Below are 18,749 nucleotides of genomic sequence, written 5' to 3' on the forward strand. Positions count from 1 at the left end.
TATACCTAAAATATTAGTTATTTATTATACCTGCAAATTTTATCCTCACTTGTTAGTGATTTTTTTGAAATTTTAACAAACAAGTGTGATAAGAGAAAAATAAATAGTTAGGATTTCTTATATTCACAATAGACAAATCATTAATATAAACCTTTAGAAATGGAAATTACATCTGTAGCATCATTCATAGATTATTATGAAAAAATCAGGGCGAGAACCAACAAAATTATTGAAATTGTCCCTCCAGAACATATTGATTTCTCTTATAAACCGGGAAAATTTACCATCGGGGATCAGATAAGGCATATTGCAACTATAGAAAGGTATATGTATGGTGAAACCATTTCAGGAAGAGAAAGTGCTTATCCGGGATGTGGAAAAGAACTGGCAGACGGCTATGAAAATAGTGTAGCTTTTTTCAATGAGATGCATAACCAGACCTTGGAAATTATTAAAGGGCTTTCAGATGAAGATCTTAACCGTAAATGCCTTACCCCAGCCAATAATCCAATCTCTATATGGAAATGGCTTAGAGCAATGGTAGAGCATGAGATCCACCATAGGGCAGAACTCTATATTTACCTCAATCTTTTGGATATCAAGACGCCTCAGATTTTTGGTTTTTCAGCAGAAGAAGTTCAGGATTTAAGTGTGAAGCTTTAGATTTCAGCATTATCAATGGTCTGGAGTCATTAAAATGATGACGGGTAATTTGTATATTGCCGTTCAAAAATTAATAATGACCAAACCCTTTATAATTCCTTTATTGCTGCTGGTAAATTCTGTATACGGACAAACAGATATTGAATTAAAACCGGGCGATACGTTAAAATATTCTCCACAATCTCATAAGCTGGGATGGGTTACTGTTCAGTCAAACAATGCTAATGTTGCGGTAGCCCTGTTTATGAATGGTAAAAAAATAAAGGAACAGGATGACTCCAGAGGGATAAAAAGTGTGGAAAGGCTTTTTTATACTCCTGAAAAAGGAAAGAAATATGAACTGAAGGTTTGGGCAAAATCTTACGTTGAAAAAACAAAACCTTCTACAATTTCCATTACAGAATCCAAAACGGTTCCTATCCTGGATGAACAGCTTACTTCAGCTCAGTTTGTGGAAGACTTACGGGTTTTCCGTTCCATCAGAGAAAAGGCAAATTCAGGATTGTATGTTTACAGAAGCAGACAGCAGATAGACAGCTTATATCAAAAAGCAGAGGAAGCAGCAGCGAACAGTAAAAATATTTTCGATTTCTATAAGATAATAGCCAAAGTTACAGGTTTTGAAGGCAGCTGCCATAATTATACGGATCTTCCTAATCATGCTTCTTATTATTTGACTCAGAAGCCCGAATACCTTCCCATCACTCTGAAAAATATTGATGGCCATTTGCTGCAGGATTCAAAGGATAATATAATTCCGCTTGCTGCCGAAATTATTTCCATTAATGGGATTCCTGCCAAAGAAATGATTAATCGTTTTTCCCAATACTATTTTTCTGATGGTTTTTCTATGCCTTACAGGGAAACAGCAGGCTTTGAAAGGGGAATGCTGGATAAATTTTATATAGAATTCGGAACCCATCAAGAATACAGCATCAAATATCAGTGGAATGGCCATACTCATGAGGCTACTTTACCAGGAATTTCATTGGAAGCTTTTAAAAAACTTCAGGAATCAAGACATTCACTTACCCTGGATAAAAAACTGATGGCTGAAAAATACAGCCTTACCAAAGAAAGTGATAAGGTATACCGTTTATCAGTAAGAGGATTTGATTTTGCAACAGGTAAAGAAGATCCGGCGTATAACAAATTCAGTGCTTTTCTTGAGCAGATGATGGATACTTTGGAACGCGATAAAATAACCAATCTTATCATTGATCTGAGAGGAAATACAGGCGGAACCGGAGCACTTTATGAAAAAGTTTTTACTTATCTCACCCAAAGGCCTTTCCGAGACAGTCATTATGCTTATACCTGGTTTAACGAAGTCCCCATGGAAGAAAAACTGGTAATTACCCCTCTTTTCCTTTCCAATGGAGTGAAAGATAAACAGGGAGTCAATGCTTACCTTAAACAGCTTTATCCTAAAGAGACTCAGGGCAAATATTATTGGGCAGACGATAAAAATCCTTTAATTTTACCTAATGAAAGAACTTTTAAGGGACAGCTTTATCTTCTGGTAGATCAACGTGTAGCTTCCGCAGCTTCTCATTTGGCCTCTTTAATAAAATCCTATACCAACGCTATTGTGATTGGCAAAGAAACGGTTGGTGGATATTACGAACATAACGGTCATCTTCCGTTAGTGTATGAGCTTCCCAATACTGGTATTCAGACAGGATTTTCTATCGTTCATGTTATTCAGGATGCTCAAAACCTTCCGGATCAGAAAAAAGGGCAGGGGATTATTCCATACTATGAAATACAGCCAACCCGTCAGGAATTTTTAGATCAAACAGATGTTTATCTGAAAAAAGCATTGGAACTCCAGAAACAACATAATCAATAAAATAAAATGGCTGCAGAGAATTAATCTGTAGCCATTTTATTTGAATATCTTGAAAAAGGTTGATTATTTCCCATGTTAGTGTGAAAATTTAGTTTTTTATAAATGTATTTTTTCTTTGGTATGATTTTAAAATAGAGGTGTTTACTGGTTTTTATATATCTAAAATGATAGAAATATAATGCAAAAGTCGTAGAACTACTACAAATTTTCAGATTGAGGTCTTAAAATTTTTTGAATATAAATAACCGCTTTATATTTGTTTTACCATCACACAGAACAAAGTATTATTAACGACTAAAATTTACAGACTATGACAGTAATTAAAAAGGACTCTTAATATTCTAAGTGGGAAAAGAACAAAAGCTATTCGGTTAGTATCTGATCCCCAACATTTACAATTATCCATTCATTTTAAACTATTTTCTGAAGCCTTTGTTTCAGAAGGTATTTGTTAATGCCGAAAAAGAACTGAATTAAAAATACTAATAATATGGACATTAATCATTTTAAGGAAACAATTAAGCCTTTTTTCTGGGTAGAACATGCGGGTAGCTTTTCGGTATGTCTGGATGTTGGAAGTTATAAGCAGGAAGTCTTTAATACCAGAGCAGATGAAGGTTTTGAAGGAAATGGCTACGACTGGGGTTCTTTAGCTCAGGTTTTTCTGGCTGAGAAAAGACCGGATCTAGGCGAAAGTATACGATTTGATCCTGAAGGAGGAATGTTTTGTGCTTATTCTTCAGAAGGAAATAAGTTACAGGATTTTATTCTGGATTTTAAAAAAGCCTGTGAAGATGAAGCTGTGATAACAGATTTGTTTTCAAGAGCAGAACTGGATTGATTCTCAATTAAAAGATAATACGCTTGCTTTTGGGGATGAGGTCTATCGGTATCTAATAAAAAAGAGATAGCCGGATTTGGCAAACAATATTTTAAACCAATCTAATAAAAAATAATATGAAGAAAATATTTTCAGAACTCAAAGGTTTTGTCATATACAGCCCGGAGCTCTTAGCAAAATATCTGCAGGATCATAATCTGCCGGGAAATAATATCCTGAAATATTTTGTAGAAAATGAGCATGGAGATGTAATAACAAGATCAGGAATTGCTATTCCAGTGATAGGAGTAGAAGACGATTATTATTCATTCTGCATTTCTGCTAATGAAGATCGGGTATTGGGAAATGAAGAGGTTGCTGCACAGTCTGATGGCTGGATATTTCAGACTTCCAATAACGAGTTGAGAGTGGTTGGCATTGGTTATTTACGAGATATTTCTACCATTAACGATGAAAACAGTATCCGCCTGAATTTGGAAAACGGATGGTTTTCATTAAAAATACGTGCCGGCAATAAAAATGGAGAAAGACTTTTTGAACTCAATACAAGGAAACAGGAAAACCAACCTGATTTTAATGGAGATCTTACTGCAACGTATTATTTTAATTAATCATAATAGGTTTACATTGTCCTGGTATTTTTAATATTGGGACAGCGTTTTTTAGTTTAGCAACTGTTCAAAACCTATTTATATTATTTTTTGAGGGAAAATTCATACAAAGGAATTAAAAACCAAATAATCCGCTAAAAATTATAAAACAATAAATAGCAAACGCTAAAGCAAGATTAATAGCGGTTTGTTCGTATTTTTTCTTAGCATATAACACAATAGATTCAATAATAGTATAGATTAAGGTGGCATATCCTAACACCATCATGCCTAAGTACAGTATATATCCAGTTCCCCAATCCGTATTCTGTTCTTTAAGAAACCATTGGGAAAGAATGGCAGTAAGAAGGAAAAGGCTAAGAATTCCGAGTCTTATTAATAAATGTCTTTTAAGTTTGTTTTCCGAGGCAATAGGGCGATAAATCAGCATATAGGCTCCGCAAACATATACAGCTAATAGAATCAGACCAATGATGGAACGGATCTGATAGGGCACAGGTAACATATTGTTTGTAAAAATGAAACCTGCTATTAAAAATGCGAGGAAAAAATATTTGATTTTTTTGAAATCCATATATCGTTAATTAACCTAGTCATGGTATACTGTGGTTTCTCAAATGTATTTAATATTTTCCTTGTGTACAACTATTATATTTTCAAAAGGTTATATTGTTTCTGAGATTGTGTTTTAGCTTTGGTAAATAATTTCATTTGAATGCATGAGTCTGCAACAAAAAATAAATGCTATCCCAAAAATGAATAGTTTTATAGCCTTGAAAATAATTGTATCATTCAAAACTTAAAAATAAAAATGAATAAATTACTTCTTTTAGCAGGTATCATTCTTTCCATGAGTTTATATTCTCAACAAAAAATTAATTTTGAGCGGGCCGGTTATTATTTTGATTTTATAGAATTGAGTTTTGAAATGGAGGATAAACCCAATGACAAGTTTCATTTAATAAAATTTGATACCATTACGGCCACAGATAATAAAGGAAACCTTTTGATAGATAACCATAATGTCTTTAACATCTATAGAAGGGCTAATATTCTGGCGCGGTATGAAGCCCCCAAAAAACAATTGAAAAGTGTAAATGCTAAAGGAGTCGTCAAGTATTTTCAACCTTCTAGGGAAAACAATTCTTACTTTATTCTGGGAAAAGTAAAAGAGGTAAAGAAAGATGCGAATCTTATTGACAAGAATGTTCTTGCTAAAAGTTCAGGGCTTTATTTTGGTCTTGTATCTGTAGAATCAGCCAATAAAATTTTTAAAGACTTTATCAACTACAAGGCCAGTAAGGGTGAAAAGATAGATTTTAATGTTTATGATCTTATGATTGCGAAAACAAATAATAAAGAGCATGATATTATACCTGTAGTACCCACAATAGATGATGGACTGGATTTCAGTTACAATACTATTACACTGAAAGACCCTAAAACCGGAACTATCTATACATTCTATAAAATTAAACAATCAATGACGGCTGAGGAAAGGGGAAATATTCCTTTGGAACTGTTCATTGAAAACGAAGAATCTGTACAGAAAATCCCTTTCGATTTTAAAAATTTTCAGGTAAAACAGTAAATTACTGTTTCCATTCATTTTTTAGGGTAATTGTATATCACTATATAAGATAAAAATTATATTTTAGAGGAATAACCATGACAATCTTTTTATGTACAGACTCTATTTCATTTTTGTTCTTATTCTCATATTTATTTTTCAATGGACCAAAGGGCAGAGAAAGTCTGTTAGGAATGCAGCTGATATAGCTGACGGGAGCAATAATGCAAATGAAAACTGTATGGGAAGTGAAAACTATTGTTGTAACTATGCTGTAGTGAAAACCAATAATTATCTGGATGAAAACCATGAACAGCTTGTGAATAGTTCAATACCTTCAGATGGTAATATTTATTTTGGTCCCATATTAATTATCATCAGCCTGTTGGTTTTGAGAGCGCTTTCAAAAAGAGTGGAAGAATAAGCACATGATCGTTCTAAAACTGCTTTTAAAAAAGATTCAAAAGATGTGAACTTTGTTATCACTTAATCATATTATTTATTCTTGGCTCCTTTTCTGTTTTTAATCCAGCTGATTGCATATTCAACAGGTTCAGCAGAACGTGAAAATGCAGTATTGTGGCCTAAATCCGGATACAGTTTATATTCATATTTTTTTTTATCAGCGATTAATCCATTAAGGTATTCAATAGATAGGTTAACCGGAACTTGTATATCTTTACCCCCGAAAATCCATAGTCCAGGAATTGATAATTGAGAAAGCGTATCAAGAGGATCGGTATCTGTAAACTCATATCTATCCGGATCGGTCATGATGTGTTTCCGTGCATCTTCTTCCGTATGGGTATCCCAAAAACTTGAATTTCCATTAGTATAAAACTGAAAACGAAGTTGTTGTTTAACCGGAATAAGAGCTCCACTGAATATCGTCATGAATTTGATTCTCTTATTTTTTTGAGCTGCTAAAGGAATGATCCAGCCTGCTTGACTGCCACCCATCAGGCCAATTTGTACCTTATTGTTTCGTAAATCCTCAGATAATGCATTTACAGCGGCACTTGCATCTAAAGATAATAGATTAAGATTTAGAGAATCTACATTATTGGTACCTACCTCCGGTCCTGCATACACACCTCCGGATTCACCAACGCCACGTTTATCATAAGTTAAAACAGCAATACCGTTTTTAGCCAAAAGTGTTGCGAATTCTATCATTCTTTTCTCTTGCCCGGACCCATGCACAAGTACAACCGCACCAGAAACATTATCAGGTCTAAAAATTGTTCCGGAAAGTGATATTCCTTCGCTGCTAAACTTTACATCTTTAGTCGTAAAATGAGTTGGAATTGCTAATAATGGAGTATTACTACAAAGGCATAAAACCAGAAGAAAATTTATGAAAAAAAATCTAGTATATGTAGAATTATTGAGAACAGTCAGAATGCTATGTTTCATTTTATTATTAGTTTATTTTTTCTCTACTAACTTGTAAAGATGTGCTGGGTTATATTTTGTGAAGCTAATGTACAGAATTTGATTAGATTAAGGAAATGTAAATAGAATTTTACAAGATGTTATATTCAAATGCTTTTTTTACTCATAGGTTAAAGTCTTCAATAGTATGACAATGAATTATGAAAAAAAATACTGTAATCAGCAGGTTTTAAATTTTTTGCAGAGAATGAGTTTTTTTTATTGAACTTATCATTCCTCTTTTAACAATTTTGAATGCGATAAAATAATTATTTTACAAACAATATAGTCTCTGGAATTAGAATACAAAGAGAAAATGTGAGTGTTTTAAAAATTATCTATGTTCACAGTAAATTTTAGATTAAAAACAACAATATAAGCTTTGCTAGCGATCTGGGAAAAAAAATTATAATGAAATTTTGTCTACCAATTCGGAAAGAGAAATATCAAGAGCATAAGCAATAATAGAAATTGTAGATAGGCTAGAAGAAACTTTACCATTTTCGATCTTACTCACATACTGTCTGTCTTTTCCGATCAGATCACCAAATTCTGTTTGCGAAAGTTTATTTTTTTTGCGGAATAATTCAACCTGTTTGCCCAATGCTACAGGTATCCTTGTTTTTAATTCCTTGATTTTATTTTCGTCAACATTTCTCACTTATGCAAAGTGAATCATAAAATACTACATTTTTGTAACCTTATAATACTACATTTTGTATATTTGTGAGCAACTATTTTTATTAAAGTCCTTAAATTTCAATTGAAATGTTGTAGAAAAATCCCTGTCTATAAGTGTTTAATGATATGTAGTAGAAGAAATTAAAAATATGGGGTTTTCCCCATTGTGTGAAAATTGGAATGCTTTTATTTTTGGCAGATCAAAATACAAATGACTATGAAAAATATTTATTTGAAGCAGCCCCCCTTTGCTATAGGGTTTCTAAAAGGTTTATGGCATTATGTCAATACCATTACAATTTTAACAGTTGGATTATACTTTCAATACGTCCTGTATATTTTGGTACTAAACCTTAGATTATTTCAGAATAAAATTGAATAAACATATTTTACGTCATGTTTTGGCGCTATGCCTTTGTTACTTTGAATAGAATATTATAACATCTTAAATTATATAATATGAATACATTAGAACTATCAGGTTAATATATTTTGACCAACCTGAAGAAAAGGGTCCTTCCCAAAGACTCTAAAATTTTAAGCAACCAAAAAACATTAAATTTTATGAAAAAGAAAATTGCAAGTGCATATCTTATATGCTTTGCCACGGGTCTTTTTGCCCAGGAAATTCTCTGGCAAAAAGATATAAAATCCTCAACTCAGGATTTTCTAAGCCAGGTCACCACTACCATCGATCAACAGTATCTCATTACAGGAAGCTCAATACAGAGCGACAAACTCCAACAAGGAAACAAACAGAATAACGGGTACGATTTCCATCTGATTAAATTGAATCAGCAGGGAGAGCAGGCCTGGGAAAAGTATTTCTCAGGAAATAATCACGATTATTTATCAGGGGCAGTAACTACCCAGGACGGAGGTTTTCTTGTAGCCGGAACCACCTATTCAGGAAAAGGATTGGATAAGAAAGATGATTCCAATGGCGGATCAGATATCTGGCTCATCAGGATCAATGAATTTGGAGATGAACTGTGGCAGAAAACGTTGGGAACTTCAGCAGATGAAGAAGCCAAAGCGGTCATTCAAAGTACAGATATAGGCTTTTTTATAGCCGGAAATGTCCAAAACTCATCCAAAGGATATGGTTCTAAAGATGTCTGGATCACCAGACTGGATAAAGATGGAAAAGAACTCTCCCAACAGATTTTAGGCGGAAAAGGTTTGGATGAAGTTGAAAAAATGATTCCAACAAAAGATGGGGGAGCCTTACTGGGAATTTACTCAAGAAGTTCCGAGGTTGGTAATGCGGGAACTGGAGTTAGAACTCCTGAAAAACCTGCTACCCACAACCTGCTAACTGCTACCTCCAAACAAACTGAAAACTTTGGCGAAGGCGACTACTGGATCATCAAACTGGACAAAACAGGAAAAGTAGAATGGGAAAAGAACTTTGGGGGTAAAGGAGACGACCATGTAAGAACGCTGGCTTTAACTGCAAACGGCTATATCATCGGTGGAGAATCCAGATCCGAAAGATCCGGAAACAAAACCGTAGGAATTGAAGAAGGCACAGATTTATGGTTGATCTCTTTGAACGAAAGAGGTGATGAGCAGTGGCAAAAATCCTACAATTTCAAAAATCGGGATATTCTGATGGGAATGAGCGTAATCCATTCTGCAAATGATAGATCTTCAAAAGGAATTTTATTAGGTGGTTACACCCAAGCAGAAGGAAGAATAGAAAAAGATGATGAAACCTTCTGGATGTTGTATTTAGACGGCAACGGAAATGAACAATGGAGAAAGCACGTGAGTGGTGAATCCAGACAGAAAGAAGAGAGACTTTCAGACTTAAAACTGAATAGAGATGGTTCTATTGTTTTAGCAGGAACCAGCGCCAAAGAACTGGGAAAAGAAAATTGGAAGATTGTCAAATTGGGAGATAAACAAGTGAATGATCTGATTGAAAAATATGATATTAAGATCTATCCAAACCCTGTATCGGATTATGCGTATGTAGAAATCGGCTTTGATTTCAAAGAAGCTGATATTATGCTGTATGATATGAGCGGAAGACAGCTTCAGAACTTCAAAACCAAGAATAGAGTGACAAAGATCAATACCCAGGCTTTGGTACAGGGAGCTTATTTAGTGACTATAAAAACAGATAATAATAAAACAGCGAATGCAAAGCTGATTAAGAAATAAAAAAACATCAATCATGAAAAAAGTAATACTTCTGGCAGCTTCATTGTCAGCCATGATGACTTTGGGTCAAGCTTCTTTAGATCCCGGAACAAAAAATGATATTCAAAAGATATTTCCCACTACCCCTGAAACATACAGCATGTTCAAAGCAGGAGACTTCCCGGTAGATTATAGGACTGGGAAACTGAATGTCTCAGTTCCATTATATGAAATTAAAACCCGGTACGGAGTAACGATTCCTATTAGCCTAACTTATAATACAGGAGGAATTAAAGTCGATGAAACTTCAGGAGTGGCAGGACTAGGCTGGTCTTTATCCGTTCCGAATAGTATTTCAGTAGAAATGCATGGAAAGGATGATCTTGAAAATGGAGTATGGTTCCCCCAGCAACCTGGAGATTATGCTACCGGGGATTTAAATACCTTTCCACCAGATGTTTTCTACAAAATGACCAGTATTAAAGAAGGGGTCATGGATTCTCAACCCGATATTTATCATTATAACTTACCTACTGTTTCGGGTTCATTTATCAAAGATGCAACCGGAAATTTCAGAACCATTCCTTATGAGGATGTGAAAATTTCCTATGTGGATAATAAATTTATCATCATAGATTCTAAAGGTGTTATTTATACATTATCAGAAGGAAACTCAACCAATACTATTAGTACAGGCAGCTTTGGTGAGTCTTATACTTCTTCATTTATTCTTGAAAAAATTAAATTCCCCAATAATGAGGAAGTAAGCTTTAGGTATGGAAAAAAAATGTCTTATAGCAATATTACTTATAGTTTTACAGATATTTATATTCCTATAGAACAGAATATTGCAGATTGTGCAAACTCCAGAAAGAGTCAGCATGTAACAACCAATAATATGTACATGGATGATTTGCTTACCGAGATTATTCACAATGATGAAAAACTCACTTTCAGTTATGCCAATACTATTCAGGGTGTACAGGGTAGGAAAGATCTGGATGGAGCGGCGTCCGGTACTTATGCACTCAATGAAATTGTAGGAACGTACAAAGATAGAGTCATTAAAAAAATGGCTCTTGAACATAGTTATTTTGAGACTGATGGTGGAGATCAGCCTTATAAAAATTTCAGACTGAAATTGAATAAAGTCAAGAATCTGTTAGATAATACAGAATATTCTTTCGAATATGATGAAAGTGGTAAGCCGTTTTTGGGAAGTTTTTCTCAGGATATATGGGGGTACTATAATGGTCAGAGTAATTATGGACTGATTCCTAATATGCAGTATTATAACAGGAATTATACACAAGGCGGAAATCGTAATGTATATCCGGCATATTCCCAGGCTTACGTGCTTAAAAAAGTACAATATCCTACCAAAGGATCTTCTTCATTTACTTATGAAAATAACAATGTTTGGCAGACGCTGATTGTTCCACAGGAGGAAACAACTCCAAAATCAAATGTAATTGGCGTATTGAATACCGGGGGAGCTTCTACAGAGAACACTTCATCTGAGTTTTACCTTAATGAGAATACGAATGTACCAGGAGAAAAGATAACATATCTTGTGGATTGGATAAACAGCTGTGCCAATAATATGCCGGGAAATCCGGGATCCATACAGAATAGCAATGGATATGGTTACCTGGAAGAAAAAGGGCCAACGGGGGGCTGGAATATAGTAGCACAATTTCAGAATGATGCTCAGGGTCCCATTCTCGAAGCCCCGAATTCCCATAATCCTGCCTATAAAAAAAGATTGAGAGTGATGTTACAGTCCAATGATCCGGAAGCAGGTTGTTCCGTGTCATTTTCTGTTTCAATGAGACGGGTTTATAAGACTACGGTTAATCAAAATGCAATTGTTGGAGGATTAAGGATAAAAAGTATTAATGACTTCGATGGCCAGACCAATTATACCAAAAGAACTTTTGAATATAATAAACCTGGTAACTTAAGTACTCAGTCTTCAGGACGTATTGCATCCCCATTGGAGTTTTTAAAAACCCATTATAGCGTGACAAAACCTTTTGGATCTACCCAGCAAATTATGTGTAGTAATTACGCTTTAAGTGCAGATCAGGCTGTTAACTCAAGTCTTTCAGGAAGAGATGTGGTTTCTTATGAATATGTGACGGAACATACTTTAGGAAAGGGTAAAAAGATGTATCAATTTTCTGCCATTGGAGATAATTTAGATATAACAGTTCCTGATATGGGCTGGAACCCTTATCAGTTTCTGAACAGGAATGTATTGAATGAAAAATCATATTCAGAGACCGGAGCACTGCTTCAGGAAAAAAGCTACGAGTATGAAAACATCCTGCTGAAAAATCCATTGTCTTCAGATCATATTCCTAATTCACCTTATAGCTTGGCTCTTTCTACGTCATTTGCTTTCTTTGAATTGAATAGTCAGACTTTCAGTAAAATTAATAATTTTTATGTTGTAGAATCCGGTAAATGGTTATTGAACAAGGCTACCCATAAAACGTATCTTAATAATACCCTTACTTCGGAAACAAATAATACGTATTCCATTAGTGATATTAACAAACCTGTTAATCTTGTAAAGACTGAAACCCGTTCTTTTGACGGCTCAGCAGCAGAGGCTACTTTCCAGTATGCAACAGATCAGAACAATACCGATATGATATCGGCCAATATGCTAGGTATTCCAATCCAAACGGAGGGTACAGAAAACGGAAAGGTGATTGCCAAGAACAAAACCGTATATGCTAAAAACTTAGCTACCAATAATATGATCTTGCCGGTAGCCACTCAGAAATTTGATAAAGACAATCCAGCTTCAGCAAAAAATACGGTTGATTATAACCAATATGATGTCTACGGAAATGTACTGCAATATACCACAAAAGGGAGCACTCCAACAGCTATCATATACGGGTATAACAACAGCCTTCCGATTGCAAAGATAGAAGGAATTACTTATGAGAAAGCGATGAGCCTGGCTGCTGATATTATTGCAAAATCTAATGAGGATACGGATGCTGGTAAAGAAGGATTATTGATGAAGGCCTTGGATGACTATAGAAATCAGGCTGCTTTTGTGAACTCCAGTGTTACTACCTATACCTACGATCCGCTTATTGGGGTAACGAGTGTTACACCACCTACAGGGCTAAGAGAGTTTTATAAATATGATACAGCAGGCAGATTGCAATCTGTAGTGGATGTTAATAACAATATTCTGAAAGAATTAAAATATAACTACAAAAACTAACACAAACCATGAAAAAATATTTGCTTATTAAAATGATTTTCCTGTTTGCTTTCCTACCGTTAAAGGCGCAGGATCTTACGCAGACAGAGAATTATGTGTACAGCAGGGTCTATCTGGAGCCTGTAGTCTCTTCCAGCAGTACCGCAAAACAGATACAGCAGGTAAGCTATCTTGATGGTCTGGGAAGATCTAAACAAAACATTGCCATTAAAGCAACTCCTTCTGGGAAAGATATAGTCACCCCGGTGGAATATGATGCTTTGGGAAGACAGGTTAAAGATCTGCTTCCATTACCACAGCAGGCTACTCAAAATGGAGGATTATTTACCGCTCCGGATATGACGGGAGCTGTCTCTGTCTACGGAAATGCTTCTAATTACTATGCGGAAAGAAAAGTAGAAAACTCACCCCTTCAACGGCTTCAGGAACTCGCTGCTCCCGGAGATCCATGGAAGATGGGATCCGGGAAAACCCAACAATATCAATATGAATCCAATACCCACTCTGAAGTAAAGAAATTTGTAGTGAATACCTCATGGGCTACTGTTTCAGGAGTGGCAGTTGGTACGCCGGCATTAAGTCTTTCCACAGAAAATACAAATTATGTATCAGGGGGCTTTTACAAAGCCGGGACTTTGTATAAAAATACGATAACCGATGAAGATGGCAATAAAGTAACCAAATTCACTAATGGCAAAGGACAAGTTATTTTGGTAAGGAAAAATGATGGAATCCAAAATGTAGATACTTATTACGCTCACAACGAGTATGGGCAGCAGGCTTTTGTCATTCCGCCTTTGGCTGTAAAAGCGATTGAAACAGCAGGAAATGCAATACCTGCGGAAGTACTGGATAATTTATGCTATCAATACCGCTATGACAATCAGGACAGGCTGGTAGAGAAAAAATTTCCGGGGAAAGGTTGGGAATTTATGGTGTATGACCAGCAGGACAGATTGGTACTCATCCAGGATGCTAACCTGAGGACAACCACCAATAATTTTGGAGTGAAAGGCTGGATGTTTACCAAATACGATCTATTTAATAGGATTGTATACACCGGATTCTTTGCCAATACCTCTACGAGGCAAGTCATGCAGAATGCCTTGAACAGTATGACATCCCAGAATATAGAAAATAGAGCAGACAGGAGTCCTATAGTGCAAAACGGGGAAAATATTTATTATACAAAAAGTGCCTTTCCTACAGGAAGTATGACTATTCTCTCAGTTAGCTATTATGATTCTTATCCGCCGGGTATTAATGTTCCTGCAAGGCCTGATAATATCTTAGGACAAAATACTCTTGTCCCATCTGCAACGACTATGACCGTTAATGGAATTACTACCAGTAGAACTAGTAATGGGCTTCCTACAGCCAGCTATGTAAGGAATATAGAAGATACCGGCTGGACTAAAGATTATTTCTGGTACGATACAGAAGGCCGATCTATCGGAAGCCATTCTATTAATCATTTGGGAGGCCTGACTAAAGTAGAAACTGAGCTTGATTTTACGGGAGTTCCTAAACAAACCATCACTTACCACAAAAGAAAAGATAATGAGATAGGGATAACCGTAAAAGAACGTTTTGAATATGATACTCAAAACAGGCTTATAAAGCACTGGCATCAGGTAGACAGTAGGTCTGAGCAACTATTGGTTGAAAATTCATACAATGAATTGTCACAACTCATCAATAAGAAAGTAGGGAATAATCTTCAAAGCATTGATTATGCCTACAACATCCGTGGCTGGCTGACAGATATCAACAAAAACCAGATGTCGGTAGCCGATTTGGGAGGAAAATTATTTTCTTATAAAGTAAAATATAACCAGAAAGACGGTATCGAAAACCCTGATCCTGCACAATTCTCAGGAAAAAATGTAAAAGCAAAGTATAATGGGAATATTGCAGAGATAGACTGGAGAACCGTTGAAACGATAGGGGTAAATCCTTCTTTAACACCAAAAAGATACGGCTATTCTTATGATCCGATGAACAGGTTATCTGCCGGATATTACCAGAACCCAAATAACCCTTACAGCAAGGAGAATACGGAATCGATGGACTATGAGCTCAGTGGGAATATTAAAAATCTGTACAGGACCGGGGTAATAGGCAGCGGCAGCAATACCGCAACACTCATCGATAATCTTGAATATATCTACACAGGGAACAACCTTACTAAAGTCAATGATTATGCCCATAATCCGACAGGCTATGGAGGTGGGGGAAATATAATAAGCTACGATGGAAATGGAAATATGCTCAGTATACCGGATAAGGGGATTTTCTCTATCAAATACAATTACCTGAGCCTTCCCAACTCAATGGAACTCAATAAAAACGATATTGAGAATATAACCATTACTACTAAGTACGGAGCCGACGGAACCAAGCTGAGAAAAGAGAATACCACCATTCTTTCAGGATACAACGGTACCATAACTACCAAGAAAACTACGGATTATCTCGATGGGTTCCAGTATTTGGTAACTCAAAGTCTTAATACTGGCGGAGGTATTGAAACACTGATGGCTTCTTCTCTTTCAAGAAGAGCGATGGAACCGGAGGCTTTTACCCCTATTATACAAGATCCAACCATTCAGCCTATTGGTGGAAGGTTAACTGCCGACCTTAAAACTCCTGACCTACAATTTTTCCCGACAGCAGAAGGGTTTTATGATTACCAAAAAGATCAGTATATTTACCAGTACACAGACCTCATGGGAAATGTGAGGGTGAGTTTCGGGAGAAACAGCGCAGGTGTTCTTGAAATTGTCGATGCCAATGATTATTACCCTTTCGGGATGAATCATCTGAAAACGGGTAACGCTTTCTTTGGAATGGGTTCATATAAGGCCTATAAATTCTTAGGAAACGAATTGCAGGAAACAGGGCTTTATGATATGAATGCCCGTTTCTATATGCCGGATCTGGGAGTTTTTGGGCAGCATGACCCATTGAGTGCTTCAACACTGGATCCTTATGGATATGCTTACAATAATCCTATCCTTTTTGCAGATTCAACCGGATTGGAAGGAGAACCTGTAAATGGAGGCTCTGGTCCCGGTGGGCCAGCAGTCATAGGTACAGTAACAAGTCCAATTGATGTGGGGGAAGTGGTAATTACTGTTAAGACGAGTGCTATGGATAAAATCTTAACAGCACCATCTATTCATTCTTTTACATATGGAGTTGGCTTAACTTCAAAAATGCCTCCATTAAAAAAACAAGGGGTTGATCCAAGATTTGCAAACTGTTCTCAATGTAATGATGGACCATTAAGGTATATTGGTGGGGCTGGAGATCCTTGGGGTGTTTGGGAAATTTTAGGTATTGTATTATCTTCCAGTGAAGATTCTAATATCAAAATGGCGGCATTACCTCTTTTGGTAATGACGAGAAATACAGATGATGCATTAAAACTTTTAACTGTTGAAAAAGAAATTTTAAAAAAGCCCTATAGTAAAAGCCGACCGTCATATGGCAAAGATCAAGTAGATGAGGTTTGGGAAGCAGCAAAACAGAAGAATGGCAAAGTCTATGATCCCAATACAGGAGAAGAGCTTATTTGGGATAAAACAGTAAAACCTAGGTCATGGGATATGGGGCATCTACCAGGACATGAATATAGGACATTGCATCAAAAATATATGAGTGGACAAATAACAAAAGAGGAGTTTTTAAAAGAATATCGAACCTCTAAAAATTATCAACCAGAATCAAAATCAGCAAATAGAAGTCATAAATATGAACAAAAATAGCATTAATGAAGTTTTTCATATGGTCGAACTTAATAATTTAGAAGACCTGAAGGAGATTGTAAATGAGAGCAATGTCAATCTTTTTGTAAATGAATTTGGACAAAATCTTTTACATATGGCGATTACAAGAAACTCTCCTGAGGTATTTAACTACCTTTTATATTGTGATATAGATGTAAACAAATTGGATAATGATGGTAAAACTCCATTACATTACAGTACAGCTTATAATAATTTTGATTTTACAAAATTATTGTTAGACTCTAAAGGAATTGAAAAAGGTATAAAAGATCGATACGGTAATAATCCGATGTGGGTTGCAGTTTTTAATTCACGTGGATACTATGATGTAGTTAGATTATTAATGGAGCATGGGGTTGATGCTATCTCTAAAAATAATAGTGGTAGATCTGCATCGGATTTTGCAAAACAAATTGAAGATGAAGAATTAATAGAAATTCTTGGATCCTAATGTTAACAATTTAAAAAATTCATGAAGGTGTCTAAAATGGACACCTTCTTTTTAGAAGTTATCCCAAAAATATATGCGATTTGAAAATGATTATATACAAAGAAATTGCAATAGATGTAAACAATAATAATGTTGAAACCAAAGGTTTAAATTCCTATTTGAATAAAGAAATCAGGTTGCCTATCAGAGATCAACACAAAGAAGATTATGTAGAAGTTATTAAATACATTGTTGATTATATCATGGATAGTAAAGCGATTATTTCTGAAAATCAAAATATAGGATATTATTCATGGCTTTTACAATTTAGATTGGATGAAGAGAACTATTATGATTTATATGAAGCAAACTCCGATGGTAGCGACTTTAATAAAGGCTGTGATACAGCAATTTCAATTGTAAGGCAACAAGGGGAAATGTGTTGGCAACAAAATCTTATTCCTCTTTTTCCAAATTTCAATCAGTCGGTAGTTATATCAGATGGTGTTTACGAAGGAAAAGATATTGAAGGAATTAGATATGAAGCACCTCAGAATGAGAGTGGGTGGTATCTTATCACAGATGATTATAATGAAGATATTAAGTCATTAAAAGTTGTGCATTTTTATCATGTCGCTTTTGCACGACCTGATATTTTGAAATATTTAGCTATACCATTTGGCCATAGATTTCGAATGGGAAATGGGGATATTAGTGTTTCTAAAGATTAAATAACATAATAGAGGGTGCTGAGTGAAGCACCCTCATTTTTTATTTTATATTGAAATTAAATATTCTATTCTTAGAACGGTAAATGGTCTTGCCATTTTTCTTAAATGGTTTGGTAAAGATTTTTGCAAGATTCTTACCGTTTTTTTGAAGACTATCATTGTTGAAGAATTAGATTTAACAAAATTCTTAAACAGCAAGCATCGCGCTTGTGTCAGACTAACGGCGGACACGGGCAAGATGCCCACACCAGCAAGGAAAATTATAAAAAATCTTTAGAATTCAATCCTGAAAATACTAATGCCCAAGACATAATTTTCAAAATCAATAATCTTATCAAATAGTAAATTACAATGAGCGTTTGTAAGTCAGGTACTTACGTGTTTTTTTGGAGAAGTAAAATAGGATATTGAGCTTGGTTATTATTACATAACCAACCAGTAGTGAGATATTGGTAAATAAAAAAGGGTTAAGTTTATAAACTTAACCCTTTTTTGCGGAGAGTGAGGGATTCGAACCCCCGGACCTGTTACAGTCAACAGTTTTCAAGACTGCCGCAATCGACCACTCTGCCAACTCTCCCTAAACTCCGATGGTATCGTTGTTTTCAGTGGTGCAAATATAGAAAAAATTATAATAAGTCCACAAATAAAAAACAAACTAAAATCTATCTGTCGGGTTATCAGTAATATTATTTTTATTGATGCTCTGAATTGAGGTATTCAACCTTAATTTCAGTCCTGTTTTAC

Annotated in this window: 14 protein-coding genes and 1 tRNA gene; 11 read left to right on the forward strand and 4 right to left on the reverse strand. The window is 35.4% G+C overall.

Annotated features, from left to right (window positions below; translation table 11 throughout):
* Nucleotides 1-159 precede the first annotated feature (159 nt).
* The 4 genes from BLS98_RS03820 (at nucleotide 160) to BLS98_RS03835 (ending at nucleotide 3,967) form a co-directional block, all read left to right on the forward strand.
* A complete protein-coding gene (locus BLS98_RS03820) occupies nucleotides 160-663 on the forward strand; it encodes a DinB family protein (protein ID WP_089733743.1) in 504 nt (167 codons plus the stop codon).
* A 76-nt stretch (nucleotides 664-739) separates the two neighbouring features.
* Entirely contained in the window at nucleotides 740-2,515 is a 1,776-nt protein-coding gene (locus BLS98_RS03825) for a S41 family peptidase (RefSeq protein ID WP_167356163.1), read from the forward strand.
* Between the two features lie 490 nt (nucleotides 2,516-3,005).
* Entirely contained in the window at nucleotides 3,006-3,356 is a 351-nt protein-coding gene (locus tag BLS98_RS03830; protein WP_089733746.1) for an immunity 51 family protein, read from the forward strand.
* Nucleotides 3,357-3,472: 116 nt separating this feature from the next.
* A complete protein-coding gene (locus tag BLS98_RS03835) occupies nucleotides 3,473-3,967 on the forward strand; it encodes a hypothetical protein (RefSeq protein ID WP_089733748.1) in 495 nt (164 codons plus the stop codon).
* Between the two features lie 115 nt (nucleotides 3,968-4,082).
* On the opposite strand, the gene BLS98_RS03840 is transcribed toward BLS98_RS03835, so the two are convergent.
* Nucleotides 4,083-4,541, reverse strand: a complete 459-nt coding sequence (locus tag BLS98_RS03840) for a hypothetical protein (protein ID WP_089733750.1) — start codon at nucleotides 4,539-4,541, stop codon at nucleotides 4,083-4,085.
* A gap of 237 nt (nucleotides 4,542-4,778) precedes the next feature.
* Here BLS98_RS03840 and BLS98_RS03845 point away from each other — a divergent pair, with 237 nt between their 5' ends.
* The gene (locus BLS98_RS03845; protein ID WP_089733752.1) at nucleotides 4,779-5,558 is read left to right on the forward strand and encodes a hypothetical protein; all 780 of its coding nucleotides are present in this window, start codon (nucleotides 4,779-4,781) and stop codon (nucleotides 5,556-5,558) included.
* A 91-nt stretch (nucleotides 5,559-5,649) separates the two neighbouring features.
* A complete protein-coding gene (locus BLS98_RS03850; protein ID WP_089733754.1) occupies nucleotides 5,650-5,961 on the forward strand; it encodes a hypothetical protein in 312 nt (103 codons plus the stop codon).
* A gap of 71 nt (nucleotides 5,962-6,032) precedes the next feature.
* Here BLS98_RS03850 and BLS98_RS03855 read toward each other — a convergent pair whose 3' ends face one another.
* Entirely contained in the window at nucleotides 6,033-6,953 is a 921-nt protein-coding gene (locus tag BLS98_RS03855; RefSeq protein WP_089733756.1) for an alpha/beta hydrolase family protein, read from the reverse strand.
* Nucleotides 6,954-7,377: 424 nt separating this feature from the next.
* Nucleotides 7,378-7,632, reverse strand: coding sequence for a helix-turn-helix domain-containing protein (locus BLS98_RS03860; RefSeq protein WP_228425314.1), 255 nt, complete (start codon nucleotides 7,630-7,632; stop codon nucleotides 7,378-7,380).
* Nucleotides 7,633-8,216: 584 nt separating this feature from the next.
* Here BLS98_RS03860 and BLS98_RS03865 point away from each other — a divergent pair.
* The 5 genes from BLS98_RS03865 (at nucleotide 8,217) to BLS98_RS03885 (ending at nucleotide 18,002) form a co-directional block, all read left to right on the forward strand.
* Nucleotides 8,217-9,821: a T9SS type A sorting domain-containing protein gene (locus BLS98_RS03865; RefSeq protein WP_089733758.1), complete on the forward strand. Its 1,605-nt coding sequence runs from the start codon at nucleotides 8,217-8,219 to the stop codon at nucleotides 9,819-9,821.
* 13 nt (nucleotides 9,822-9,834) lie between these two features.
* Nucleotides 9,835-13,050 (forward strand): hypothetical protein, encoded by a 3,216-nt coding sequence (locus tag BLS98_RS03870; RefSeq protein ID WP_089733760.1) that lies wholly within the window; start codon nucleotides 9,835-9,837, stop codon nucleotides 13,048-13,050.
* Between the two features lie 8 nt (nucleotides 13,051-13,058).
* Entirely contained in the window at nucleotides 13,059-16,820 is a 3,762-nt protein-coding gene (locus BLS98_RS23495) for a DUF6443 domain-containing protein (protein ID WP_089733762.1), read from the forward strand.
* Nucleotides 16,807-17,292 (forward strand): ankyrin repeat domain-containing protein, encoded by a 486-nt coding sequence (locus BLS98_RS03880; protein ID WP_089733764.1) that lies wholly within the window; start codon nucleotides 16,807-16,809, stop codon nucleotides 17,290-17,292. Before BLS98_RS23495 ends, BLS98_RS03880 begins: the two co-directional genes overlap by 14 nt.
* Before the next feature lie 86 nt (nucleotides 17,293-17,378).
* Nucleotides 17,379-18,002: an immunity protein Imm33 domain-containing protein gene (locus tag BLS98_RS03885; RefSeq protein WP_089733766.1), complete on the forward strand. Its 624-nt coding sequence runs from the start codon at nucleotides 17,379-17,381 to the stop codon at nucleotides 18,000-18,002.
* 495 nt (nucleotides 18,003-18,497) lie between these two features.
* Here the strand turns inward: BLS98_RS03885 and BLS98_RS03890 are convergent.
* Nucleotides 18,498-18,582 (reverse strand) — tRNA-Ser (locus BLS98_RS03890).
* Between the last annotated feature and the right edge of the window lie 167 nt (nucleotides 18,583-18,749).

Source organism: Chryseobacterium jejuense, from assembly GCF_900100075.1.
Lineage (GTDB): Bacteria > Bacteroidota > Bacteroidia > Flavobacteriales > Weeksellaceae > Chryseobacterium > Chryseobacterium jejuense.